Annotated in this window: 26 protein-coding genes; 12 read left to right on the forward strand and 14 right to left on the reverse strand. The window is 71.5% G+C overall.

From position 1 onward, the window contains the following. Positions 1-90: 90 nt before the first annotated feature. Positions 91-975: an aldo/keto reductase gene (locus HF577_RS18170; RefSeq protein ID WP_312859213.1), complete on the reverse strand. Its 885-nt coding sequence runs from the start codon at positions 973-975 to the stop codon at positions 91-93. Positions 976-1,505: 530 nt separating this feature from the next. Here HF577_RS18170 and HF577_RS18175 point away from each other — a divergent pair. Beyond that, entirely contained in the window at positions 1,506-2,345 is an 840-nt protein-coding gene (locus tag HF577_RS18175) for a CPBP family intramembrane glutamic endopeptidase (protein WP_169397073.1), read from the forward strand. Next, positions 2,342-2,692 (forward strand): winged helix-turn-helix transcriptional regulator, encoded by a 351-nt coding sequence (locus HF577_RS18180; RefSeq protein WP_169397074.1) that lies wholly within the window; start codon positions 2,342-2,344, stop codon positions 2,690-2,692. Before HF577_RS18175 ends, HF577_RS18180 begins: the two co-directional genes overlap by 4 nt. Positions 2,693-2,707: 15 nt before the next feature. On the opposite strand, the gene HF577_RS18185 is transcribed toward HF577_RS18180, so the two are convergent. Together HF577_RS18185 and HF577_RS18190 are read right to left on the reverse strand one after the other, a co-directional pair. Continuing rightward, positions 2,708-3,466 carry an SDR family oxidoreductase gene (locus tag HF577_RS18185; protein WP_169397075.1) on the reverse strand — a complete coding sequence of 253 codons (759 nt, stop codon included), beginning with the start codon at positions 3,464-3,466 and terminating at the stop codon, positions 2,708-2,710. 146 nt (positions 3,467-3,612) lie between these two features. Next, a complete protein-coding gene (locus HF577_RS18190; RefSeq protein ID WP_312859214.1) occupies positions 3,613-5,871 on the reverse strand; it encodes a UvrD-helicase domain-containing protein in 2,259 nt (752 codons plus the stop codon). A 352-nt stretch (positions 5,872-6,223) separates the two neighbouring features. On the opposite strand from HF577_RS18190, the gene HF577_RS18195 reads away from it, so the two are divergent. Continuing rightward, on the forward strand, positions 6,224-7,453 hold the full coding sequence (locus tag HF577_RS18195; RefSeq protein ID WP_169397077.1) for a glycosyltransferase: 1,230 nt from the start codon (positions 6,224-6,226) through the stop codon (positions 7,451-7,453). A gap of 24 nt (positions 7,454-7,477) precedes the next feature. Here HF577_RS18195 and HF577_RS39760 read toward each other — a convergent pair whose 3' ends face one another. From HF577_RS39760 to HF577_RS18215, 4 genes are read right to left on the reverse strand one after another with little or no spacing between them, the layout of a single operon-like run. Continuing rightward, complete coding sequence (locus tag HF577_RS39760; RefSeq protein ID WP_169397078.1) at positions 7,478-8,452, reverse strand: DMT family transporter; 975 nt, start codon at positions 8,450-8,452, stop codon at positions 7,478-7,480. Positions 8,453-8,512: 60 nt separating this feature from the next. Continuing rightward, complete coding sequence (locus HF577_RS18205; RefSeq protein ID WP_169397079.1) at positions 8,513-8,719, reverse strand: hypothetical protein; 207 nt, start codon at positions 8,717-8,719, stop codon at positions 8,513-8,515. Continuing rightward, positions 8,716-8,922, reverse strand: a complete 207-nt coding sequence (locus tag HF577_RS18210; protein ID WP_169397080.1) for a helix-turn-helix domain-containing protein — start codon at positions 8,920-8,922, stop codon at positions 8,716-8,718. The genes HF577_RS18205 and HF577_RS18210 overlap by 4 nt, the downstream gene beginning before the upstream one ends. Then, complete coding sequence (locus HF577_RS18215; protein WP_169397081.1) at positions 8,922-9,401, reverse strand: DUF2975 domain-containing protein; 480 nt, start codon at positions 9,399-9,401, stop codon at positions 8,922-8,924. Before HF577_RS18215 ends, HF577_RS18210 begins: the two co-directional genes overlap by 1 nt. A gap of 145 nt (positions 9,402-9,546) precedes the next feature. On the opposite strand from HF577_RS18215, the gene HF577_RS18220 reads away from it, so the two are divergent. Continuing rightward, entirely contained in the window at positions 9,547-9,924 is a 378-nt protein-coding gene (locus tag HF577_RS18220; RefSeq protein ID WP_169397082.1) for a VOC family protein, read from the forward strand. Positions 9,925-9,954: 30 nt separating this feature from the next. Here the strand turns inward: HF577_RS18220 and HF577_RS18225 are convergent, their stop codons facing one another. Together HF577_RS18225 and HF577_RS18230 are read right to left on the reverse strand one after the other, a co-directional pair. Continuing rightward, positions 9,955-10,383 carry a Fur family transcriptional regulator gene (locus tag HF577_RS18225; RefSeq protein WP_169397083.1) on the reverse strand — a complete coding sequence of 143 codons (429 nt, stop codon included), beginning with the start codon at positions 10,381-10,383 and terminating at the stop codon, positions 9,955-9,957. A 57-nt stretch (positions 10,384-10,440) separates the two neighbouring features. Further along, the gene (locus HF577_RS18230; protein ID WP_169397084.1) at positions 10,441-11,079 is read right to left on the reverse strand and encodes a TetR/AcrR family transcriptional regulator; all 639 of its coding nucleotides are present in this window, start codon (positions 11,077-11,079) and stop codon (positions 10,441-10,443) included. A 100-nt stretch (positions 11,080-11,179) separates the two neighbouring features. On the opposite strand from HF577_RS18230, the gene HF577_RS18235 reads away from it, so the two are divergent. Continuing rightward, complete coding sequence (locus HF577_RS18235; protein ID WP_169397085.1) at positions 11,180-12,769, forward strand: FAD-dependent monooxygenase; 1,590 nt, start codon at positions 11,180-11,182, stop codon at positions 12,767-12,769. Here HF577_RS18235 and HF577_RS18240 read toward each other — a convergent pair. Further along, a complete protein-coding gene (locus tag HF577_RS18240) occupies positions 12,690-13,937 on the reverse strand; it encodes an MFS transporter (protein ID WP_169397086.1) in 1,248 nt (415 codons plus the stop codon). The genes HF577_RS18235 and HF577_RS18240 overlap by 80 nt on opposite strands. Before the next feature lie 122 nt (positions 13,938-14,059). Between HF577_RS18240 and HF577_RS18245 the strand changes: the two genes are divergently transcribed. Continuing rightward, on the forward strand, positions 14,060-15,022 hold the full coding sequence (locus HF577_RS18245; protein WP_169397087.1) for a LysR family transcriptional regulator: 963 nt from the start codon (positions 14,060-14,062) through the stop codon (positions 15,020-15,022). Positions 15,023-15,082: 60 nt separating this feature from the next. Here the strand turns inward: HF577_RS18245 and HF577_RS18250 are convergent, their stop codons facing one another. Together HF577_RS18250 and HF577_RS18255 are read right to left on the reverse strand one after the other, a co-directional pair. After that, positions 15,083-16,264: an alpha/beta hydrolase gene (locus tag HF577_RS18250; RefSeq protein WP_169397088.1), complete on the reverse strand. Its 1,182-nt coding sequence runs from the start codon at positions 16,262-16,264 to the stop codon at positions 15,083-15,085. After that, a complete protein-coding gene (locus HF577_RS18255) occupies positions 16,261-16,632 on the reverse strand; it encodes a hypothetical protein (protein WP_169397089.1) in 372 nt (123 codons plus the stop codon). Before HF577_RS18255 ends, HF577_RS18250 begins: the two co-directional genes overlap by 4 nt. A 70-nt stretch (positions 16,633-16,702) precedes the next feature. Between HF577_RS18255 and HF577_RS18260 the strand changes: the two genes are divergently transcribed. Beyond that, positions 16,703-17,227, forward strand: a complete 525-nt coding sequence (locus HF577_RS18260) for a helix-turn-helix domain-containing protein (RefSeq protein WP_169397090.1) — start codon at positions 16,703-16,705, stop codon at positions 17,225-17,227. Positions 17,228-17,317: 90 nt separating this feature from the next. Beyond that, a complete protein-coding gene (locus tag HF577_RS18265) occupies positions 17,318-17,713 on the forward strand; it encodes a VOC family protein (RefSeq protein ID WP_169397091.1) in 396 nt (131 codons plus the stop codon). A gap of 29 nt (positions 17,714-17,742) precedes the next feature. Here HF577_RS18265 and HF577_RS18270 read toward each other — a convergent pair whose 3' ends face one another. Beyond that, entirely contained in the window at positions 17,743-18,525 is a 783-nt protein-coding gene (locus HF577_RS18270) for an E3 ubiquitin ligase family protein (RefSeq protein ID WP_169397092.1), read from the reverse strand. Between the two features lie 326 nt (positions 18,526-18,851). Here HF577_RS18270 and HF577_RS18275 point away from each other — a divergent pair, with 326 nt between their 5' ends. The 4 genes from HF577_RS18275 to HF577_RS18290 all read left to right on the forward strand — a co-directional run bounded on the left by HF577_RS18275 (position 18,852) and on the right by HF577_RS18290 (position 22,022). Next, the gene (locus HF577_RS18275; protein WP_169397093.1) at positions 18,852-19,556 is read left to right on the forward strand and encodes a GntR family transcriptional regulator; all 705 of its coding nucleotides are present in this window, start codon (positions 18,852-18,854) and stop codon (positions 19,554-19,556) included. A gap of 40 nt (positions 19,557-19,596) precedes the next feature. Beyond that, positions 19,597-20,604: a 1-aminocyclopropane-1-carboxylate deaminase gene (locus HF577_RS18280; protein ID WP_169397094.1), complete on the forward strand. Its 1,008-nt coding sequence runs from the start codon at positions 19,597-19,599 to the stop codon at positions 20,602-20,604. A 143-nt stretch (positions 20,605-20,747) separates the two neighbouring features. Further along, positions 20,748-21,704, forward strand: coding sequence for an anti-sigma factor RsbA family regulatory protein (locus HF577_RS18285; RefSeq protein WP_312859215.1), 957 nt, complete (start codon positions 20,748-20,750; stop codon positions 21,702-21,704). Between the two features lie 87 nt (positions 21,705-21,791). Then, positions 21,792-22,022: an RNA-binding S4 domain-containing protein gene (locus tag HF577_RS18290; protein ID WP_312859216.1), complete on the forward strand. Its 231-nt coding sequence runs from the start codon at positions 21,792-21,794 to the stop codon at positions 22,020-22,022. Between the two features lie 59 nt (positions 22,023-22,081). On the opposite strand, the gene HF577_RS39765 is transcribed toward HF577_RS18290, so the two are convergent. Further along, on the reverse strand, positions 22,082-22,717 hold the full coding sequence (locus tag HF577_RS39765) for a transglycosylase SLT domain-containing protein (protein ID WP_211174460.1): 636 nt from the start codon (positions 22,715-22,717) through the stop codon (positions 22,082-22,084). Between the last annotated feature and the right edge of the window lie 342 nt (positions 22,718-23,059).

The following is a 23,059-nucleotide window of genomic DNA, read 5'->3' on the forward strand; positions in this document are numbered from 1 at the left end:
CAGTTGCGAGGGGCGCCGTTTTCAGGTCCTGGGCAGTAAGCCTCGGTCGGCCGGCCGATGAGCTCCCCGGCGTGTCCACTGCTCTCTCGGTCAGGTGGTCATCGCCCACGCGTCGTCGAGCCGGGCCAGCTCGACGGCCGCCAGGTTGATCGATGCCGCCGCGATGTTCGCCCGAGCGTGACCGACCCGGGTTGTGCCGGGGAGGGGCACCACGTCAGCGCCGTATGAGGGGCCGCGGCTGTGAACCCAGGCGAGCGCGATCTGCCCGACGGATGCCTCGTGAGCGGCGGCGATCTCACGCAGGGTCGCCTGCTTCGCGTCGTCCGTCCGGACGTGGCCCCTCGGCTCGTGCAGCGCGCCGTGGCTGGTCGGTGAGTGCGCGACGATGGTGATGCCGAGGGCTGCCGCGGTCTGGGCGAGTGTGCTCTCGATGCTGCGTGCGGACAGCGACCACTGTTCCTGGAGCGCGGTGACCGGGTGGACGGCATGGGCACGCTTCAGGTCCTCGGCCGTCACGTTCGAGAGGCCGATGGCACCGATCTTGCCCGCGTCGAGCAGGCCGGTCATGGCGACGATCGTCTCCTCGATGGGGACCGTGTCGCTGCGATGGTGCAGGTAGTAGAGGTCGATGTGATCGGTCCGGAGGCGCCGGAGGCTGGCTTCGCATGCCTGGCGTACGTACTCGGCGTCGGCCCGGACGTCGAAGCCCTCCGCGACGTCGTCGTGCCACACCAGACCGAACTTGCTCGCGAGGACCACATCATCCCTGCGCCGGGCGATCGCGCGGCCGACGAGGTCCTCGTTCTGGTAGGCGTCGGCGGTGTCGATCATCCGGACGCCTGCGTCGAGGGCGGCATCGATGACACGGACAGGGTCCCGGTCGGGATCCGCTGAGTCGGTCACGCGTAGGCGCATCGCGCCGAACCCTTGCCGGCCCATGTCGATGGCGCCGGGAGCCGTTCTGCTGCTGGTCACGGGCGAACGGTAGGGCCTGAACCGGACTTCAGGTCCAGTCGTCGAGTGGATCCGCCCGTCACCGTCTGATCTATCCCGTCGCGAGGCTGGGGACGGTGCTCATCTCAGCTCTCAGCCGATCGAGCCGGGGAGTACGAGTCGGAGGCGCCTCCGTCCAGCGCTGTGCGCCACAGTGACAGACCTGCCGCCAGTTCTGCGGCGCCTCCAGGCAGCACGTGAAGCCGTCGTAGATCCAGTCGTGCTGGCCCCGGTCGAGGCACGCCCAGTAACGGGCGTCGTCGTCCGGCACATCCGGCGGGAGCCGGGGGCAGCGGCACGGCCCGGGTGCCGCGTCGTCATCCGTCTTCATGGAGACCTCAGGCTCTCAGTGCACGTGCGTCGATACCCTCGTCGGACGGTGGCCGTCAGGATGGCACCCCGGCACGCGACTCCGGCAAAAGGCCTCTCACCCGGGCCGGTGGGGTTCTCCCCACCTCGGACCGGAGGTGCACAGGCGTGTCTCTCCGGGCGGCCCGCGATTGACTTTCCGCATGATCACACGCCCGACCCGCAGGGTCGAGGTCTCCCGGTCCCTGGTCCGCGACGTCGCCCCGTTCGTTGCGCTGACGTTCACCATCAGCTGGGGGCTCTGGGCGGTCGCCCTCGTCCTGGGCGGGAACATCGCCGACCCGGCCGTCTTCGCCTGTTACGTGCTCGGCGCCCTCGGTCCGAGCCTCTCCGCCGGGATCCTGCGGCTGTCCGGACGGCCCGGCGGGCGGCAGGCGCAGTGGGCAGCGGCGGCCGGGTGGCTGCCGGCGGCCGTGCTGCTGGGTGCCGGGCCCGCGGTTGTCGCGGTCACCGCGGCGCCGCTGTTCGGGGCCGCGGCGGCCGACCCGGGGGTGCTCCTCGTGGCGGTGGCCGGTGCCGGCGGGCTGCTGCCGTACCTGGCCCTGCATCTCGTCGCGGGCCCGCTGGCCGAGGAGTTCGGCTGGCGCGGGTACCTGCAGCCGCGGCTGCGCAGCCGGCTCACCCCGGCCCGGACCGCGGCCGTGCTCGGCACGCTGTGGGCGCTGTGGCACGTGCCGCTGTTCGTGCTGGTCGGGACCGTGCAGTCGCAGATGGGCCTGTTCACCCCCGTTGCGCTGGGGTTCTTCGCTGCGATGCTCCCGCTGTCGGTCGGGTACTGGTTCGTGTCCGAACGGCTGCGCGGCGGCGTGCCGGCCGCCGTGCTCATGCACATGAGCGGCAACATCGCGCTGACCCTGATCTTCGCCGCCCCGTCGGTCGCCGTCGGTGCCTGCTACCTCGGGGCCGTCCTGGTGATCGCCGCACTTCTGCTGCGGTTCGGGCCGGCCCCGGCCTCCGCTCGCCGCGCTACCATGGCCGGGTGAGTCTGGATAGCGAACCGACGAATCTCGGGGCGCCGCGGGTCTGCTCCATCGCCGACGCGCTCGAGTTCGTGGGCGAGCGCTGGAGCCTGCTCGTACTGCGTGAGCTGGGCTTCGGGGTCCATCGGTTCAACGACATCCAGACCAACACCGGCGCTCCCCGCGAGACCCTCGCGCTGCGGCTGCGCAAGCTCGAAGACGCCGGGCTCATCGAGCGCCGCCAGTACTCGAAGCACCCGCCCCGCGACGAGTACCTGCTCACCGCCGCGGGCCGGGACCTCGCACCCGTCCTGCGCTCCCTGCGGGAATGGGGCGAACGCCACGCCACCCCACTGCGCCGCACCTCCTGAGCGGGACGGCCGCGCTCAGGAACCAGGGACGAACGCGACGTTCTCGGGCGCGGCCTTGCGGGCGGCGAGGAGCGCGGTGGCGGCGGCGCCGATCGGCAGGCGCAGCGGCGGCGCGTCGAGTTCCGCGGCGTCGGCGACGGCGCGCGCGACCTCCTCGGGGGTGAGGGAGTAGCTGAGGTCCATGTGGTCGGTGGTCAGCGCCCCGGCGTAGGGATCGTCGGGCAGCCGGTAGGCCAACGGGTCGTCGAGCGCACCTGAGCTCACCGAACCGGGCTCCAGCAGGGTGGTGTGGATCCCGAACGGGGCGGTCTCGATGGCGAGGGCTTCGCCGAGCGCCTCGAGTGCCCACTTGCTGGCCGCGTAGGCGGCGTCGCCCGACAGGACGATGCGGCCCACCACGCTGGAGAGGAACAGCAGCCGCCCGTTCTTGCGCTCCCGCATCTGCGGCAGCACGGCTTGCGCGACGCGGATCGCGCCGGAGGTGTTCTGCGCGAACAGCCGCTCGATCTCGGCCACCGGGCTCGCCTCGACCGCACCCACGAAGATCACGCCCGCGTTGGACACCAGCACGTCGACCTCCCCGGCGGCCACGACCGCTTCGTCGACACTGGCCTGGTCGGTGACGTCGAGGCGCAGCCGTTGCGCGACGTCGAGGTCCTCGAGCGTGCGCGGGTCGCGGGCGGTGGCGATGACGCGGTAGCCGCGGGCGGCGAACTCGGCGGCGGTGGCCCGGCCGATGCCCTTGGAGGCCCCGGTGATCAGGACGGATGGCATGGACTGCTCCTGTGAGTACGGAAATCGAACTTACTTGACGCTGTCACTGTAGACGTCGTGAGTCGGAAAAGCGAACCCACTAGCAGGCGCCAGGGGCCGGACACCGCTCACCGCGGCGGTGTCCGGCCCCTGGCGGCGTGGTCGCCTCAGTGCTCGACGTGCAGGAGCCCGAGCCGCTGGGTGGCGCGGGTCATCGAGACGTAGAGGTCGGCGGGGTTGTGGGCCCGGATCCGCTCCGGGTCGACGATCACGACGGCGTCGAACTCGAGGCCTTTCGCCGACACCGGGGTGTGCACCTGCGCGGGCAGACCGGTGAGGCCGGCCAGGCCGTCTCCGTCGGCGGCGATCACCGCCAGCGTCCCGCGGCCCAGCTGGGCCACCTCCGCCTCGACGGCCGTGCGCACCTCCGCTGCGAGGTCGGTGGCCGCCACGGTGCGCCGCCACGGCTCCTCTCCCGTCGTCCGCACCGATTCTGGCGGCTGCCGGTCGGGCGCGAACTCGGCCAGCACGCCGGCGGCCACCGCCATGATCTCGGCGGGCGTCCGGTAGTTCACCGTGAGCGTCCGGTAGGTCCACCGGGAACCGAGGTGCGGCCCGAGCACGTCCGCCCACGCATCCGCTCCTGCGGGCGCGCTGCGCTGCGCGAGGTCGCCCACCGCGGTGATCGAACGGGCCGGGCAGCGCCGCAGCAGGACGTGCCAGTCCATGGCGGAGAGCTCCTGCGCCTCGTCGACGACGAGATGCCCGTACCGCCAGTCCCGGTCGCCGGCGGCCCGCTCGGCGACGCTCGCGAGGTGGTCGGGCACCTGCCGGGCAGCGAGCACGTCGGCGGTGACGAAGTCGGTCGGGCGCAGCTCGTCGGGATCCTCCCCGGCGAGACTGCGGTCGGCCGACTCCAGGATGCTCAGCACCTCGTTGGCGTAGACGCTGTCGGGCTCGCGCTCGGACGGGCTCGGCCGGACCGGCGGGGGACCGAGCAGCTCGGCCAGCTCGTCGAGCAGGGGCGCGTCCGACACCGTCCACGGGGAGCCCTCGGCGCGGTACAGCCCGGAGAGGTCGATCCCGCCGCCTGCCGAGGCCAGCCGCTCCGGGGACGCGAAGAGGTCGGCGAGGAGCTGCTCCGGGGTCAGCACCGGCCAGAGCTGCTCGACCGCCGCGTGGAAGTCGAGGTTGGAGCGCAGCTCGTCGCGCAGCTCGTGGCGCATCTCCGCCGAGACCTGCGCCGCGCCCGCCTGGGCGAGCTCCGGGAGGTCGCCGAGGTCGCGGAGGAGCTCGGCGAGCTCGGGCGGGTCCTCCAGGTTCTTGTCGAGCTGCTCGATGCCCTGCTGGACGAGCAGGCTGCCGAGCGTGTCGCGGAACGTCGTCCGTGCGGTGTTGTGGAGCAGGCCGGTGGCCCGGGCGCGCCTCCTGGCTTCCCTCGCTGTCGCCCGGTCGATCGTGACGGTGACGTCGTCGAGCTCGATCGCGATCGGCGACCCGGGTAGCTCCTGGCGGTCGGCGACGGCGCGGCGCAGGACGTCCAGCATCGCCAGGCCGCCCTTCGTGCGGGCCACCTCGTCCTCGTCCACGGCGGTCGCGACGACGCCCTGCGCCAGCCGTCCCGGGGTGGTGAACACCACCGCCGACTCGCCCAGCGCGGGGAGCACGCCGCCGACGTACCGGATGAAGCCCGCGCTGGGGCCGACGACCAGCACGCCGCTGCGGGCCAGCCGCTCGCGGTGGCTGTAGAGCAGGTACGCGACGCGGTGCAGCGCGACCGCGGTCTTCCCGGTCCCCGGGCCGCCCTCGATCACGACGACGCCGGAGAGCGGCAGCCGGATGATCGCGTCCTGCTCGGCCTGGATCGTCGTCACGATGTCGCGCATCGTCGCTCCGCGCGGCGCTTTCAGCGCGGCGAGCAGCGCCGGATCGGAGGCGGACTCGGAATCCGCCTCGGTGAGGAGCGCCTGGTCCAGCACGTCGTCGTGGAACGTGGCGACCCGCTCGTCGGGCGCCGTTCCGGCGATCTGGAGATGCCGTCGCCGGGTGATGCCCAGCGGTGTGGCCAGGGTTGCGCAGTAGAACGGCTGACTGGCGGGCGCCCGCCAGTCGATCAGCGCGCTCTCCCCGTCCGACGGATCGGTGAGCCCGATGCGGCCGATGTAGCTCGTCGACCCGTCGGTGCGGTCGAGCCGGCCGAAGCACAGCCCGGAGCGGGCTGCGGTCAGCGCGGCCGCCCGTTCCGACCAGCGGTGCACGGAGACGTCGCGCTCCCAGAGGGCGCTGAGCTCCCCGCCCGTTGGTGCGGCAAGTACGCCCTGTGTCTGGGCCCTGGCGGCCGCGAGTTCGGTGGCGAGCAGCGTATGCAGCCGGCGGATCCGCTCGGTCTCCGCTGTCAACTCCTGCTCGAAAGGGGGTATGTCCACGCTCTTCCCGCCCATGCTATCCTTAGGTTGCGGAGTTACGGATTCCTTCTCTGAACGCACCCTTCAGAATAACTTTCCGCATATCGCTGTGCACAGTCACATCGGGTGAATCGCAAGAGCGCGCACTGTGGTACGCCGCCTACCGGCGCCGCGCGCCCGGTCCCACGTCGACGGCTTGCGAACACGTCATTGCGAACGTCTGGTCGGGCCGACGGCCACGGGGATGGGAAATGGAGAGCACTCTCTCCTGCCCTCTTCAACTTATAGCGCGCCGGGGGGCTTGCGGCAAGACCCGGGTGGTGCCGCAGAATCGCCGGCCGGAGCCCGGACCTGCAGAAATAGGAGTCGCGAAGTGCGTGTGTTGTTGTCGACGTATGGGTCGCGCGGTGACGTCGAACCGCTGGTGGCACTCGCGTTGCGATTGCGGGAGCTCGGCGCGGAGGTGCGGGTGTGCGCGCCGCCGGACTTCGCGGAGCGGCTGGCCGGCGTCGGCGTGCCGATGGTCCCCGTCGGCCCGTCGGCGAGCGCGCTGACGGCTGCGGCGCCACCGCCGTCCGGCCTGCCCCAGCGTGCAGCCGGGTTGATCGCCGGCCAGTTCGACGCGGTCACCGGGGCGGCCGAGGGATGCGATGCGATGGTGGTGACCGGCATGATGCCTGCCGCGGCCGGCGCGCTGTCGGTGGCCGAGAAGCTGGGCATCCGGTCGGTCTCCGTGACCTTCCAGCAGCTCACCCTGCCGTCGCCGCACCGTCCGCCGCTGGCGTATCCGGGCCGGCCGTTCCCGCCTGAGGTGACCGACAACCGGGTGCTGTGGGAACTGGACGCCCGGAGCATCAACGCGCTGTTCGGGGAGGCGCTCAACACCAACCGGGTGTCGAACGGCCTGGCGCCGGTGGCCGACGTCCGCGACTACGTCGTCGGTGACCGGCCGTGGCTGGCGACCGACCCGATCCTGGACCCGTGGCAGGAGACGCCGGACCTCGACGTCGTACAGACCGGCGCGTGGCTCCTGCCCGACCTCCGCCCGCTCCCGGCCGACCTGGAGGCGTTCCTGGACGCCGGCGCACCTCCGGTCTACGTGGGCTTCGGGAGCATGCCCATGCACGGCTCGGCGGACGTCGCCCAGGTGGCCACCGAGGCGATCCGGGCGCAGGGCCGCCGCGCGGTCGTGCTCCGCGGCTGGGCCGACCTGGCCCTGATCGACGACCGGGACGACTGCTTCGTCGTGGGCGAGGTCAACCAGCAGGCACTGTTCGGCCGGGTGGCCGCCGTCGTGCACCACGGCGGCGCGGGCACCACGACCACGGCCACCCGGGCCGGCGCGCCCCAGGTGGTGGTTCCCCAGCTCGCGGACCAGCCCTACTGGGCAGGCAGGGTCGCCGACCTGGGCATCGGCGCGGCTCACGAGGGTCCGGCTCCGACCGTCGAGTCCCTGTCCGCCGCGCTCAGGACGGCGTTGACGCCCGAGACCCGCGCCCGAGCGACCGCCGTGGCCGCCACGATCCGCACCGACGGCGCGACGCTGGCCGCGACGTTGCTGCTCGACGCGGTCAGCCGGGAGAGGCCACCGGTGTCCGCGTGAACCAGGTGGGATCGCGAGTCCGAGCTACGCCCTCGGTTCTCGACGACTGCTCGGGCGAGCCGCCAGCGCCACGGCGCCGAACGTGACAGCGGTCCCGATCCAGGTGGCGACGGAAGGCCTCGGACCGGCGGTCAGGGCGTCCAGGGCGAGCGCGCCGAGTAGCTGCCCCGCAATGCCGGCCAGGCTGAAGACCAGCACGCCGATCCGGCCGACGAAGTGCGCTGCTGTCGCGATCACGACGATGCCGACCAGGCCGGCGGCGTAGAGCCACGGCTCGGCCGGGAGCCGGCCGGCCGGGACACCTCGCACGGCCAGCACGACCAGCAACGCGAGGCCGAGCGCGACCTCGGCGACGACGAAGCTCACCAGGGTGGCGGGCCACGGCGACCGGGCCGCCGCCCCCACCCGGCCGTTGAGAGCGGACTGGACGGCGGCCGCGACGCCGGCCAGTAGTGGAAGCCCGAGCAGCAGCACCGTGCCCCGGCTGCCCAGCCGGTCATGAGCGGCGATCGCAACCGCCGCCACGCAGGCCGCCGCGCCGCCGATGCGGGCAGTGGTGATCGGGTGCCGCCCGCCCGGCCCCAGTCCCGACCGGTCGGCCACGAGGCTGCCCACCGCAGTGCCCCCGACGACGGCCACGGTGAACACGGCGACCCCCAAGGTGCCGACGCTGACCCCCTGGCCGGCGACGAACAGCGCGCCGCCGACCCCGCCGCAGCAGTGCCACCAGCGCAGGCTGCCGGTGCGCAGGGCGGCACCGACGAACCGCAGTCCACGCCGCCCGGTCGCCACGGTGGGCACGAGTGCCAGCAGCACCAGCACGCCGACCGTGGTCGAGGCCAGAGAGGCCGCGACTCCGTCGCCGAGTCGGGCCCCGAGCTCCCCGTTCAACCGTGCCTGTACCGCCAACCCGGCGCCGGCGGCCACCGCCGCCCCTATCGCCACGACACGACTGCGGCCGCGCGACCGCGGCTCGATCTCCTCGTCGAGAGCACTCACTTACGGAGATTCTGACCGCTCCGAACCGGCATCACAATCAGCGGAGCGGCGGCGGTGCTGCTACCTCCTGCGTCGGGCGATACGCACGCCGAGCACAACCGCACCGAGGACGAGCAGGACGCCCAGCAGCTGCAGGCCCGGCGAGTCGTCGGCCTCCCCGTACACGACGCCGGCGACGCCGAGCGCGAAGACCAGGACGGCGACGATGGCGCGGAGGTACGTCGCCGGGGGTGTCCGTTCGGTGGCCCGATCCCCGTCGCCGCTCATTCCTCGACCCATTCGAGCAGGTCACCGGGCTGGCATTCGAGCACCCGGCACATGGCTTCCAGGGTGCTGAAACGAACGGCCTTGGCGCGACCGTTCTTCAGTACCGCCACGTTCGCCGGCGTGAGCCCGACCCGCTCGGAGAACTCCCCGACGGTCATCTTGCGTTTGGCCAGCTCGACATCGATGCGGACGACGATGGGCATCAGATGACCGCTTCCATGTCGGTGCGCAATGTCGTGGCCTGCCGCAGCAGCGCGCGCATCACCACCATGAGGAGTCCCACCACGGCGATGCCGGTCAGCATCAGGAACAGCAGGACCGGTAGTCCGGGGTCGTCCGCCTTGAAGCCGAAGTAGAGGAACACGCCCAGGAGCACCACCCACGCCGCAACGATGGCCCAGACGATCGCATCCACCCACACCAAGGAGGCGTCGCTGAAGATGCGGTCCTTCTTGACCATGGTGAGCAACTTCCAGGTGGCCACGATCACCACCTGGACGCACACCACCCAGAACACCGTCACGGCGGTCAACGGCCACCTCAGGTACGCAAGGTCCGGGGACTCCTCGGCCATGTGCGCGAACTGTCCGGGAAGCGAGAGGGTCTCGAACGGGACCAGGACCACGAACAGCAGCACGAGGAAAACTCGGAGAGGGGCTACGGCCCGATGCTCGGTGAACACCGATCGAGTATCGATCATCTTGTATCGATAGTCAATAGGTGATCGGGTCGACCCGTCGCCGTCCGCTGACCGGCCGATGATTTCCGGCGGTCGCCGACGTCTCTGGATGAGAGCCGTGGGACAACGGCTCGGAGAGGGACTCGCCATGGGGCAACCAGTTGTGCACTTCGAGATCATCGGACGGGATCCGGCGACGCTACGCAGCTACTACGGCGAGCTGTTCGGGTGGGAGTTCGCCGTCGGCGACGCGGCCACCGACGCGGTCTCCCCGCCGGGCAACTACGGGTTCGTGGACGGCAGCACCACCGGCAACGGGATCAACGGTGGCGTGGGCGGCGGCGAGGGCTACGAGGGACGTGTCCTGTTCTACGTGGACGTGCCCGATGTCGAGGCCGCGCTCACCAGGGCTGAGAGCCTCGGCGGGAAGCGCGTGATGGGCCCGGCGGGCACTCCTGGATCCCTCGTGGTCGGGCAGTTCACCGATCCCGAGGGGCATCTGATCGGCGTAGCCGGCGCGAGGTAGCCGACTACCGGCGCGCGGAGCGGGCGGAGGTCAGGCGGCTGCGGTGGAGCAGTCGGGACACACGCCCCAGTAGATGACCTCGGCCTCGTCGATCGCGAAGCCGTGGTCGTCGAACGGGGCCAGGCAGGGCGCGGTGCCGACGGCGCAGTCGACATCGGCGATGGCACCGCACGATCGGCAGACGACGTGGTGATGGTTGTCCCTGACCCGCGCCTCGTAGCGTGCCGGGGAGCCCGGTGGCTGGATGCAGCCCAGCAGGCCTGCGGTGGTCAGCGCGCGCAGCACGTCGTAGACCGCCTGGTGGGACACCTCGCCCAGATCCTCGCGCACGGCGCTGATGATCGTGGCCGTGTCGGCGTGCGGGTGGCGGTGCACCGCGGACAGCACCGCAACCCGGGGGCGCGTCACGCGGAGAGCGGCCCCGCGCACCATGCGCTCGAAGTCCGAGGTCGTCGACACGGCCGAAGTGTGGCCCATATTCTTGAATTGCTCAAGATTTCGGGGCCGGTGTCACTGTCAGAAGCCGAGGCTGCCGACGCCCTGCCGGAGTGCGGTGAACGCCATGTCGGCGTCGGCTGTCGCCTGCGGGTGAACCTCGTCCGCCGTGCGTCCTCCCGCCAGCTTGGCCCAGTTCTCTCGGGCCAGTACGTGCTGGGCGGTGATCACCTGCGCCGCGACGAGCCGCGGGCGGAGGTCGTCCGCGGTTGTGCCGACGCCGTCCCGGAGGGCCGCGGCAAGGGCGTCGACGTCGGCGGCGCTGAACTCGGCCAGGCGGGCGGCGACCGTCGGGGTGGTGAAGACGAGCCCGTGAAAGGCCAGGACCTCGGCGTCGTCGCACAGCCCGGTGATCGGGTCGTGCTGGGCGAGGCGTTCCCGGTAGTGGCGGTGCAGGGCGTCGAGCGGCGCCTCGCCGCTGCGTCGTGCCTGCACCACGCGTGCGGCTTCGCCCTGGTGGTCGGCGAAGCGATGGATCAGGAGGTCCTCCTTCGTGGGGAAGTAGCGGAACAGGGTGGGCTTGGAGACCTCGGCCGCCGCGGCGATCTGGGCGACGGTGACGCTGTCGAAGCCGTGGACGAGGAAGAGTCCGATCGCCGTGTCCGAGATCGTCTCCCGCGTGCGCTCCCGCTTCCGCTGTCGCAGGCCAGGTCCACTCATGCGGGCAGTTTAGAGCAACCGGGATAGATTCGTTACCAGGTTGCATATGTAACCGGGTTGTGTTTTGGTGTCGGTACCGCGCTGACCGAGAGGCCGAGACATGACCACCGTGTTGATCGTGGGTGCCGGCCCCACAGGACTGACCCTCGCCTGTGACCTGGCGCGTCGCGGCGTCGAGGTCCGGATCATCGAGAAGTCGCCCGCGTTCCAGACGGGGTCCCGGGGCAAGACGCTCAACGCCCGCAGCCTGGAGGTGTTGGGCGACCTCGGTGTCGCAGACCAGGTCCGTGCCTCCGGGATCACCCATCTCAGGTTCCGCAAGTACTTCCAGGGCGAGCTGGTCGAGGAGACCGACCCCTTCGAGGACCGCATGCTGTTCGTGCCGCAATGGCGGACCGAGCAGGTGCTCCGCGACCGGCTCGCCACCTGGGGCGTGCAGGTCGAGCTGGCGACAGAGCTGACGGACTTCACGCAGGACGATGCGGGCGTGCACGTCACCCTTGCCGACGGCGGGCGGATCGAAGCGGGCTACCTCGTGGGGTGCGACGGCGGCCGCAGCCCGGTCCGGAAGCTGCTCGGGGTGGCCTTCGAGGGGGAGACCGCGCCGGAGCAGGCGATGGTCTGCGGGGACGTGGTGGTCGACGGCCTGGTCGATGAGGCGTGGCACCAGTGGTTCGCCGAGGACGGGGCGATCCTGCTGTCCCCGTTCCGCGGGACGGACTCCTGGCAGCTCCAGGCCAGCCCGGAGCGGGATGCCGCGGGGGAGGTCCTGCCGCCCTCGCTGGAGAGCTTTCAGCGGCTGTTCGACCGGTACGCCCGCCTCCCCGGTGTGCGGCTGCGCGATCTCACCTGGAAGTCGACCTGGACGGTCAACGTCCGCATGGTCGACCGCTACCGCGTCGGGCGGGTCTTCCTTGCGGGCGATGCCGCCCACGTCCATCCCATCGCCGGCGGACTCGGCATGAACACCGGGATCCAGGACGCGTGGAACCTCGGGTGGAAGCTCGGGCTCGTGGCGACCGGCCACGCCGGTCCCGCGCTGCTCGACACCTACGAGGAGGAGCGGATGCCGATCGCGGCGTGGACGCTCGACCTCACCAGTGAGCGCCTCCGCGTGGTCCTCGACGACATCCGGATCCGCGGCGAAGGTATGGACGCCGTCGCCGTTCCGGAAGGCAGCGGGCTGGGGATCAACTACCGCTGGGGCGTCCTCGCCGAGGATCACGCTCCGGGCGAGAGAACGACGAGGGCCGGTGACCGTGCACCGAACGTCCCGCTGCGCGGCAGCCCTGAGCACACGCCGCGGCGACTGTTCGACCTCCTCCCCGGTGGACGGTTCGCTCTCCTCGGCTTCGCCCCCGAAGCCGGACCTCACCTCCGTGAACTCACCGCGGCACACGCGGAACTCGTGGAGAGCCATCTCCTCAGCGCCGGTCCTGGTGGCCTGGACGACGCCGAGCAGGTGAAGCGGGCCTTCGACGCGGACGACGACACCCTCGTCCTGGTCCGGCCGGACCATCACATCGCACTGACGACCACGACAGCCGGCGTCGCGGAGGTCTCCGGCTACCTCGGCCGCCTCTCTCGACGGCCGGCGATCCCCGGGAGGGTCAGTGGCTCCGGGACGGCTCCCGCTCCTGCTGCTGTGGCCGGTCGTGGCGGGGGAGCAGGAGCGGGGTGGTCAGGATGAGGAGGCCGGCGATCACGATCGCGGCGCGGGGGCCGGTGACTCCGGCGAGCAGGCCCCACAGCGCGGTGAGGGCCGCGATGGCCATCTTGCTGGTCACCGACCACGCGGACAGGGTGCGGGTCACCCGGTCCGTCGGGATCTGGGTGAGCCGGTAGGTGGCGAGCACCGGGTTGAACACGCCCATGCAGGTGATCAGGCCGAGCTCGACGGCCATGACCAGCACCAACCCGGCAGCGCCGGGACCGACGAAGGCCAGCCCGAGCAACCAGCACACGCGCAGTGTCCCGGCGGTGAGCATGATCGTGTGTTGTCCGTACCGGGCGACGAGCCGGCGGGCCAGCCGGGAGCCGATGAGGCCGCCGATGCACGGCGCTGCGAACGCGAGGCCGTACTGCCAGGGTGCGAAGCCGAGGGGGCCGAGCATGAGGACGATGAGCAGCGGTGAGGTCGCCATGATGAGGCCGTTGACCATGAGCGAGTTGACGAACAGCAGGCGCAGTGTCGGGTGGGTCAGGATGAACCGCCACCCGTCGAGCAGCTGGCCTGCTCGAAGCCTCGGCGCATCGGCTCGCGCGGGGTGCGGCTCCCTCCCGCCCGTTCCGATCGCCGCCAGCCCTCCCGCGGAGAGCAGGTAGCTGACGGCGTTGGCCACGACGGTCGCCACCGGGCCGAACAGCCCGATCGCGGCCCCGCCGAGCGGCGGTCCGAGCATGGCGGCGGTCCAGGTCGTGGACTCGAACCGCCCGTTGGCGACGAGCAGGTCCTCCGGGCGCACGAGCGCCTTCAGGAATGCGCCGCCGGCCGCGGTGAAGGTGAGGTCGGCTCCCGCGACGATGATCGCGACGGCCAGGAGCTGGGTGAAGGTGAGCAGGCCGAGCGCGTACGCGACGGGGATGCTCAGCAACGTCGCGAACCGGATCAGGTCCATCGCCACCATCACCGGCCGCTTGCGGCGCAACTCCACCCACGGGGCGAGCGGCACCGCCACCGCCGCGCCGACCGCCAGCCCCGCCGCCGCCAGCACCGACACCTCGGTCGCCCCGGCGTGCAGCACGAGTACCGCGATCAGCGGGATCGCGTCGAACGCGAGCCACGTGCCGAACGTGCTGGTCGCACAGGCCGCCCAGAGCCATCCGAACTGCCGCCCCAACGACCGCGTACCTGCCATCTCCGGCACCACCCCTCGCTCTCGTCGACCACCGCAATCACAGCGATCGGCAGGGCGGCGGATCAAACAACTGCGCTGGTGGCGAGCCACAACGAGACGTTGTGCAACTACGGTCGGGCGCCGTGGATCTCGATGCCGTGCGCACCTTCGTCGCCGTGACGGATGCCGGCCGGTTCCAGCCGGCCGCCGACGAGCTGGCGATCACCCAGCAGGCCGTCTCCAAGCGCATCGCGACGCTCGAGAAGAACCTCGGTGTGCGCCTGCTGCGCCGCACCGCGCGGGGAGCCCGGCTCACCGCTGACGGGGAGGCGTTCCTGCCGCACGCCCGCGATCTCCTCCACGCCGCGGAGAGGGCGGCCGCCTCCGTCCGGCCCGGCGGCCGCGCGCTACGCGTCGACGTGATCACCACCCGGAGCGCGCCCGCACGGCTGCTGCGCGAGTTCCACCGCTCCCATCACAGGGCCGAGCTCGACGTCGTGACGCACCTCCGCGACGCCGACGCGGCGATCGCCGCCGTCCGATCCGGCACGATCGACGCGTCCTTCCGCGCCGTCACCATGCCCACGCGGAAGCTCCCCGCCGGCATCGAGGCCGTCCGCGTCTTCGACGAACCCCTCCAGCTCCTCACCGGACCGGCCCACGAGCTCGCCGCCGCCCGCGCCGTCACACCGGCCCAGCTCGCCGGGCACAGGATCTGGATGCCCGGAATCCTCACCGGGTCGGAGTGGGCCGCCTACTACGACGAGCTCGCCGCCGAGTTCGGGCTCACCATCGACCCTGTCGGCCCCAACTTCGGCACCGACGCCCTCCTGGAGGCGATCGCCGGCTCTTCGGCACTGGCGACCTTCGTCAGCGAGGAGATCCGGCTCGTCTGGCCCGCCGACTACGACCTGCGTCGCATCGCCGTGCACGATCCGGCACCGGTCTACCCGCACTCCCTGATCTGGCGCAGTGACAACCCGCATCCCGCACTTTCCGCACTGCGCACCCACCTGGGCTCCGTCCAGCCCTGCCACAGCCAGGCCGGGAGCTGGACACCGACCTGGGCATCGCGCTCGACATCACGGCGCCGACCGAGCCCATGACGTGAGCTGCCGGCTCTCGTTCGCTCGAGCTTCCAGCGAACGGGACGGGCCGGTCGTTTCTCAGCCGCCGGCGGGCACGAGTTCGAGCTCGGGTAGTTCGCGTGCGTCCTGCCCGGCGTCGCCGCCGAGCAGTTGGCTGACAGTGGAGTGCAGGACGGCGGTCAGGACGGCGTGCATCCGCTGCGGGGCAATGGAGCCGGTGCCGGAGAGCCCGCCGAGGGGTGGGGCGACGAAGTAGTGGACCGGGTCGCCGAAGGCGTTGTGCCCGGCTCCGGTGATGGTCGCGATCGTGCTCGGTGGCGCCGCCGTCCGTCGCCGGCTCAACCAGTCGACGTATCCGGGGGACTGACCCTGTTCGGTGCAGGGTGTGACGGCGGCGCAGCTGTGGTCCGAGGCCAGGAGCAGCGCGGGTCTCGTCGGCGCGCCGGCGGGAAGGGCGGGTTGCGGCCCGTCCATGTTGATCGATCCGGCGCACCGGGGGGCGAGCTCGCAGGCCAGGACGGCCGCGCCGCCGCCGAGGGAATGGCCGCCGAACACCGTTCGGTCCGTGTCGAGGCTCCCGGCAAGGGTCCCGTCGGTTGCCGCGACCAGGGTGTCGTGCAGGGCCACCATGTCCGCGGCCTCCTGCTGGAGCAGCAGGTCGATCTCGGCGGGGGTCGGCGGCGTGGACGAGGCCGCAGTCGTGCGGGGGTGCCCGTCGACGACTCGCGCCGGTGTGGTCGGCGGAACGAGGACCGCCACGACGACGCCGCGGCTGGCGAGCTCCTCGCCCAGGGTGCTGTACATCCACGGCGCGTTCTCGTATCCGGGGGCGAGCACGACGACGGGGTGCCGACCGGATGCGGGAGCGGCATCACGACGTGCCCACGACCGGACCGCGTCGACGTCCTGCAGGAGCCAGCCGAGGCCGACGGCGGGCGGCAACGAGCCCGGGCCGAACCAGCCATCCGGCACGTACTCGGCGGGTGGGGCGGTGTCGGCCGATCGGGAGTCGGCCGGATACCAGACCCAGGTTGCCCGGCGAGCCCCGTCCTCGGTTCCGCCGCCGGCGGCGACGGTGGTGATGGTGCGTCCCACCGGGTGCGGACCGGTCGGTGCGGGCAGCATCAGGGTTCGCGACCGCAGCACTCCGACCACGACCAGATATCCGAGCAGCAGCGCAACGATCACCAGCGCCGTGACGCCAACCCCGCTGCGGAGCCGGCGCCGCCGCACCGTCGCACCGACGGCCGCCCCGGTCACCGCGGCGGCCCGAGAATGGCCGTGATGTGGTCGACGTCATGGGTGCTGATCAGGAGCTCGTCGTAGCCCAGCTGCTCGGCGGTCGCGTCGTCGACCGTCAGTCGCAGGGCCGGGACCCACCTGCGGACGCTGACGAACCGGCTCGTCCGGGTGCCGACGCCCCAGCGACCCAGCTTGAGAACTCCGGTGATGAGGAGGCCGGCGCGCCCACCCGGGGTCGCGGCCCGGCGCGTCGGCTGATCGACCCGCTCACTGGCTTGCACCGCGCTCCGCGGGACCACGATCCGCGTGCGCCCTCCGGCGAACGGCCGCTCCCACCTCGACAGCGTGACGTTCACCGCCTGCTGGTCGACCTGAACCGCCGCCATGCCGCCTCCTGACCTAAGTTGTTACCAACGACAGCATTATTACCAGAAATGGAAATGAAGGTCCAGGCTGATGCCGTCCAAGCCCTCGCTCGTGGATCTGCTGCACCACCCCGTCCGGTGGCGCATCACGCAGGCGCTGATCAACCGCTCGCTGACGACCGCCGAGCTCGCCGAACTGCTACCCGACGTGCCGACGACGACGCTCTACCGCCACGTCGCGGTCCTGGTGAAGGCCGGCGTTCTGGTGGTGGCCGAGACGCGGCAGGTGCGGGGCACGGTCGAGCGCACCTACGAGCTCAACACCGCCGCCGGTGACCCCGGTGACGACACCGTCGACCCCGACCGGCTGCGGACGATGTTCACCGTCTTCGTCGCCGGGCTGGCCGGCGACCTCGACCGCTATCTCGAGCGCGACCACATCGACCCGGCCCGTGACGGTGTCGCGTTCCGGCAGGCCGCGATCTGGCTCTCCGACGAGGAGTTCGAGCAGTTCATGGTGCAGTTCCAGAAGCTGCTCGCAAGCGTCGCCGACCACCGGTCCGCACCGGGCAGAACCCGGCGCATCCTGTCGACGGTCCTGATCCCCGACGGGTGACCGAGCCGGGCTTCCACGATGACTCCGGGCCGGCGTCGTGGTCTTCATGTCGACAGCACGAGCTGGCGCCTCACGGAACAGGACCGATGCATGCCCGAGTCCACCTCCCGCATCAGCGGCATCCGCACCATCGGCGTTCCGGTCACCGACCAGGACAAGGCCGTCGACTTCTACGTCGGCACGCTCGGGTTCGAGAAGCGGATGGACATGCCGCTTCCGCAGCTCGGCTCCCGCTGGATCGAGGTCGCCCCGGCCGGGGCGGCGGTATCCCTCGCGCTCGTCCGGGCAAACGACGGCCTGCCCAGTGGCGGCGAGAGCGGCGTCCGGTTCACCACCGGCGATGCGGCCGCTCTGCACGCGGACCTGACCGCTGCCGGCGTGGAGGTCGGTGAGCTCCTGAACTGGCCCGGCGTCCCACCGATGTTCACCTTCCGTGACCAGGACGGCAACGGCCTCGAGATCGTTCAGGACCCCGCCGACCAGTAGCCGGCTCGCCGTCGTCCTGGCCGACGGGGTCAGCGCACGGCGGCGACCACCAGCAGTGCGATGCCCACGACCGCGGCGGCGAGCCCCACCCACATCAGGATCCGTTGCGTCCGCTGGGCGGAGCTGCGCAGCTCCGCCTCGCTGCGGGTGGAGATGACGAACATGCCGCCGTCGGCGGGCTTGCCGACCGTCAACTCGCCGTTGCGGTCGTTCGCCTCGCCCAGTACGTAGAGCCGGGTGCCGGGGCGGACGACCCACTCCTCGTACTCGTAACCGATGGTGTCGTTCCCGCGGTTGCCGAAAGTGAGACCGCCGATCGAGAGACTGAAGGTGCTGGCGGCCTGGGCCGCCGGCTCGAAACGCTCGACCACTCGCTCGGCGTGGTCGATCGCCAGAGTGCCCGGCTCGATCAGCACACTTCCGGTTTCGTCCGTCAGCCGGAACGGCTGCGAGCTGGACAGTTTCGCCACCGATTCCTTTCGCTCCGAGCGGCTGGTGCGGCCCTCGGAATCGGTGGTGGTGTACCAGTAACGGCGCTGGACCTCGTACCGGAACCAAACGCACGACAGCCCGGCCAGCTCGGACGTCAACTCGCCGACGGGCCCGATCGCCGCTGCGCCGGTCACCTCGGCGATCCGCTTGAACCCCCCGCCCCCGAGCTGGTGCACGGTGGCCCGCTCACCGGCCAGTTCGGCCACGGTGGACGTCTCGGTGCCCAGCATTGCCTGCCAGCGCCGCCTGCCGCGCAATGCGAAGCCGACCGCAACGGCCGCTCCCACCAGAAGAACGACGCCGATGATTGCGAGAGCCACGGGCGGAGGTTACAAGGCGGCTTGCTGAGCAATCGGGGCGAGTTGATAATGCCTATCCGGTACTTTCGCACGCAAAGTTCAATTCATTATGATTTGCGTGGTTTAGGTTGTTCGGTCCGAGGGGCGACGCGACACCGCAAGATCACGCCGAGATCCGGCTGTTCGCCCTCGCCGGGGCGGATCGGGGGATCTCGTGGCGATCATGGTGCTCGACAGCAGGGTCGCAGCGGCGGCCGACGACGTACTCTGCCCACCCCTCGGTGGCAGAGCACGCCGACGTGCAGTCCCGCTTGACAGCGATCAACATGCCGCGTGCAATATATCGCATGCCGGTCCCGCAGAGCCACGGTCTCGTCGCCCGATCCCTCCTCCGGGAGAACGCGTACCGGGCCATCCGCGACGCGATCGTCGACGGCACGCTCGCGCCCGGCGAGCGGCTCAACGACGCCGACCTGGTGGAGTGGCTGGGGGTGAGCCGGACCCCGGTGCGGGAGGCGTTGGCCCGGCTGGAGCAGGCGGGGCTGGTGCAGACCAAGCCCGGCCGGTACACCATCGTCAGCCCACTGGACGTCCGTGCGGCCCGGTCCGCGCAGTCGGTGACCGCCGCCATGCACGAGCTCGCCGTGCGGGAGGCGCTGCCGAACCTGTCCGCCGTCGAGCTCGACGCGATGCGCGCGGCCAACGCCCGGTTCGCGGACGCGCTGCGACGCGGCGATGTCGACGCGGCGGTCGTGGCCGACGACGAGTTCCACGGCGTCCCGGTCGCGGCCAGTGCCAACGGTGCGATTCGCAGCGTCCTCGAGCAGTTCACCCCGCTGCTGCGGCGCGTGGAGCATCTGCGTTTCTCCTCGCTGAGCGGGCGCAGCTCGGTGGCGCAACACGATCGGATCATCGCGCTGTGCGAAGCGGGGGACGCCGACGGCGCCGCCGCGGCCGTCCGCGCCAACTGGGAGACGCTGGCGCCGCTGCTCGACACGCTGACCCCCGACGGCGACCGCCCGGCCGACGCAGCCGACGCGTCCCCGCGCTGACCACGCCGGCGCCACCGCGACCACTCACCCGAGGAGCCACATGCACATCGCCGACTTCGAGCGGTACCCGCTGCTGTTCGGCCCCAGCCCCGTCCATCGTCTGGAGCGGCTCACCGCGCACGTCGGCGGGGCCCGGATCTGGGCCAAGCGGGAGGACTGCAACAGCGGGCTCGCGTACGGGGGCAACAAGACGCGGAAGCTGGAGTACCTGGTCCCCGACGCGCTGGCGAAGGGCGCGGACACCCTCGTGAGCATCGGTGGCGTGCAGTCCAACCACACCCGTCAGGTGGCTGCCGTCGCCGCCCGGCTCGGCCTCAAGGCCGTGCTCGTCCAGGAGAGCTGGGTGGACTGGCCGGACGCGGTCAACGACAAGGTCGGCAACATCCTGCTGTCCCGCATCATGGGCGCCGACGTGCGCCTGGTCCAGGCCGGATTCGGCATCGGGTTCAAGGACAGCTGGAACCAGGCGCTGGAGGACGTCCGCGCGGCCGGAGGCACCCCGTACGCGATCCCCGCCGGAGCGTCCGACCACCCGCTCGGTGGCCTCGGGTTCGCCAACTGGGCCTACGAGGTGCAGGAGCAGGAACGCGAGCTCGGCGTCTTCTTCGACACGATCGTGGTCTGCAGCGTCACCGGCAGCACGCAGGCCGGGATGATCGCCGGCTTCGCAGGTCAGGACCGGCCCCGCCGCGTCCTCGGCATCGACGCCTCAGCCAAGCTCGCCGAGACCAGTGCCCAGGTGGAGAAGATCGCCCGCCACACGGCCGAGCTCCTCGGCCTGGGACGAGACCTGCGCGACGACGAGATGACCGTGCTGGAGGGCTGGGCAGGCGCCGAGTACGGGATCCCTGTGCCGTCCACACTTGACGCGATCCGGCTCACCGGACGGCTCGAAGGCATGATCATCGATCCCGTGTACGAGGGGAAGTCGATGGCCGGGCTCATCGACCTCGTCCGCCGGGGTGACATTCCCGAGGACTCCGACGTCCTCTATGTCCACCTCGGCGGCCAGCCGGCACTGAACGCCTACAGCGGCGCGTTTCACTAGCCGGGAGTCGGATCGGTCCTGGTCTGCCCCGAGGTCGGGATGCTGCAGAATGTCGGGGAGACCTTGATGCCGGGGCTGACGGGTCTTCGGGTGCCTGCGGTTCGGAGACACCCGTATTGCGCGGCACAGCTGGAGGCGGCACCGTGAGTGCGACGATCGCGATCGAACCGGTGTCATCTCGGGAGGATCGGTTCGGTCACCCGGCGCTGTTCTACCGCGGGCTCGACGAGTACCTGGCCGGCACCCTGCCGTTCGTCCACGACGGCTTGGCCGCGGGCGAGCCGGTCGCCGTCGCCGTGCCTGCTGCTCGCCTGGAGCCGCTGCGCGGCGAGCTTGGTTCCGCTGCGGAGCGGGTGCAGTTCCTGGACATGGGCGAGGCCGGACGCAACCCCGGCCGGATCCTGCCGGGCGTGCTGCTGGCCTTCGCGGAGGAGCACGCCGGGGCTGCCCGCGTCCGCATCATCGGCGAGCCGATCTGGGCAGGCCGCAGCGCCGTGGAGTACCCGGCGTGTGTGCAGCACGAGGCCCTGATCAACCTGGCGTTCGCGGGCCGACCCGCCACCATCCTGTGCCCGTACGACGCCGTGGGTCTGTCCGCCGAGGTGCTGGCCGACGCCGAGGCCACGCACCCGGTGGTGGTGGACGCCCGCGGCTCCCGGGTCAGCGCGGCCTACGCGGCCGACCGCGTGCTCGCCGAGTTCAACCGCCCGTTCCCGGAGCCGGAGCAGCATCGGCCGTTGCTGGTCGACGCCACGGTGCTGGCCCGGGCCCGGCGTCTCGCCGAGGCGGCGGCCATCGACGCCGGTCTCGACGAGGACCGCGTCGCCGACGTCGAGATGGTGGCCAACGAACTGGTCACCAACAGCGTCGAGCACGCCGGCGGCACGGGAGCGCTCCGCATCTGGACCGAGGATGCGCTTCTCGTCGTCGAGGTCCGCGACTCGGGGCAGTTGCTCGACCCCCTCGTCGGCAGGCGCCGGCCCGACCCGCTGCAGCGCCGCGGGCGGGGGCTGTTCGTGGTCAACCAGCTCGCTGATCTCGTCCGCCTCCACACCGCGGTCGACGGCACGACCGTCCGGGCCTACTTCCGGCTTCCATGATCACGGTGCACCTGGTCGTTCCCGATCATGAACGGGTGCACGTTCGCGGCTGACGGGACCGGAACGGGCATGCGTCATGATGTGCGGGTGCCGAGATCACCGATTCTCGATGTCCCGATCGCCGAGGACCCCATCCGGCTCGGCCAGTTCCTCAAGCTCGCCGGTCTCGCCGAGGACGGCGGGCACGCCAAGGCGCTGCTGGAGGCCGAGGAGGTGCTGGTGAACGGCCGGGTGGAGACGCGAAGGGGCGCACAGCTGCGGGCCGGGGACGTCGTTGCGGTGGACGACCGGCGAGCCCGGCCGGTCACGCCCGGCTGAGCCGCTCGTCGGCCCGGCGCCGAATCTCGTGAGACCGGCGCCGGCCGTGGTGGGTCTGCTCAGTAGCCGACGTAGTCGCCGGAGCTGTTGCTGCGGCCGCCGGCCTTGAGGGTGGAGACCCCGTACTGCGCGATCATGTACCGCACGCCCGCGGTGATGTTGGCGACCGGGTCGGTGATGGACCGGCCGGCCAGCGAGGGGTGCACGTAGGCGCGGAAGGTGGACGGGATCGTCTGCATGAGGCCCTGCGACGGGGTGCCCCGGCGGGCGTTGCTGTCCCAGGTGTTGATCGCGCGGGGGTTGCCGCCGGACTCGGACATGATGATCTTCTTGAGTCCGGAGGCGTAGGACTGCGGCAGATCCATGATCTGCAGGGCCTCGGCGATCCAGCCGTCCAGACCGCCGCGCTTGATCAGGGCGTCGATCCGGTCGTTCTCGGCCTGTTCACGCGCCTGCTTGGCGTGCAGCTCGGCCAGCTCCGCGGCCAGGGAGGCCGCCTTGTCGAGCCGGGCCAGCTGCTCGTCCTGGCCGTCGGTCGTCTCGGTCGTGTAGCTCACCGGGAGCAGGGTGGCGGCGGCACCGGAGTAGAGCGGCGAGCTGCTCGCCGCGAGCTCGGTATCGAGCTCGTCGGCGGCGGCGGTCGGGGTGCTGCCGCCGGGGTTGGGGACGAGAGCGGTGAACGTGCCGGTGGCCACCGCGCCGACGGCGGCAGCTGTGGCGAGAACGGTCGTGCGGAGTGCCGGTCCGGAGTGCGCCGGCGCCGAAGCCGTCTTGTGTCGCGCGGATGCGGGGTCGAAAGTCCACTGTGCGCGACGACCACGGGGGGAGCGGTGTCCTGCCAACGAGAGCCCTTTCAGCGCGGGGGAGCGAGCCGTTCACGAGCAACCGGTCGGGGGTCCGGCGAGCCGGGTGGGGAGTCCCGGCTCGGTTGCGCTCATGATCGGATCGTGACGCTGGCGTGACTGTATTGGCGGGCGTCGGTGGCGAGCAAGGCGAGGGGTGCCCGGTCACCGCACCCCGCCTGCCGCTCGGCTCCA

The sequence above is a fragment of the Pseudonocardia xinjiangensis genome (assembly GCF_012911925.1).
Lineage (GTDB): Bacteria > Actinomycetota > Actinomycetes > Mycobacteriales > Pseudonocardiaceae > Pseudonocardia > Pseudonocardia xinjiangensis.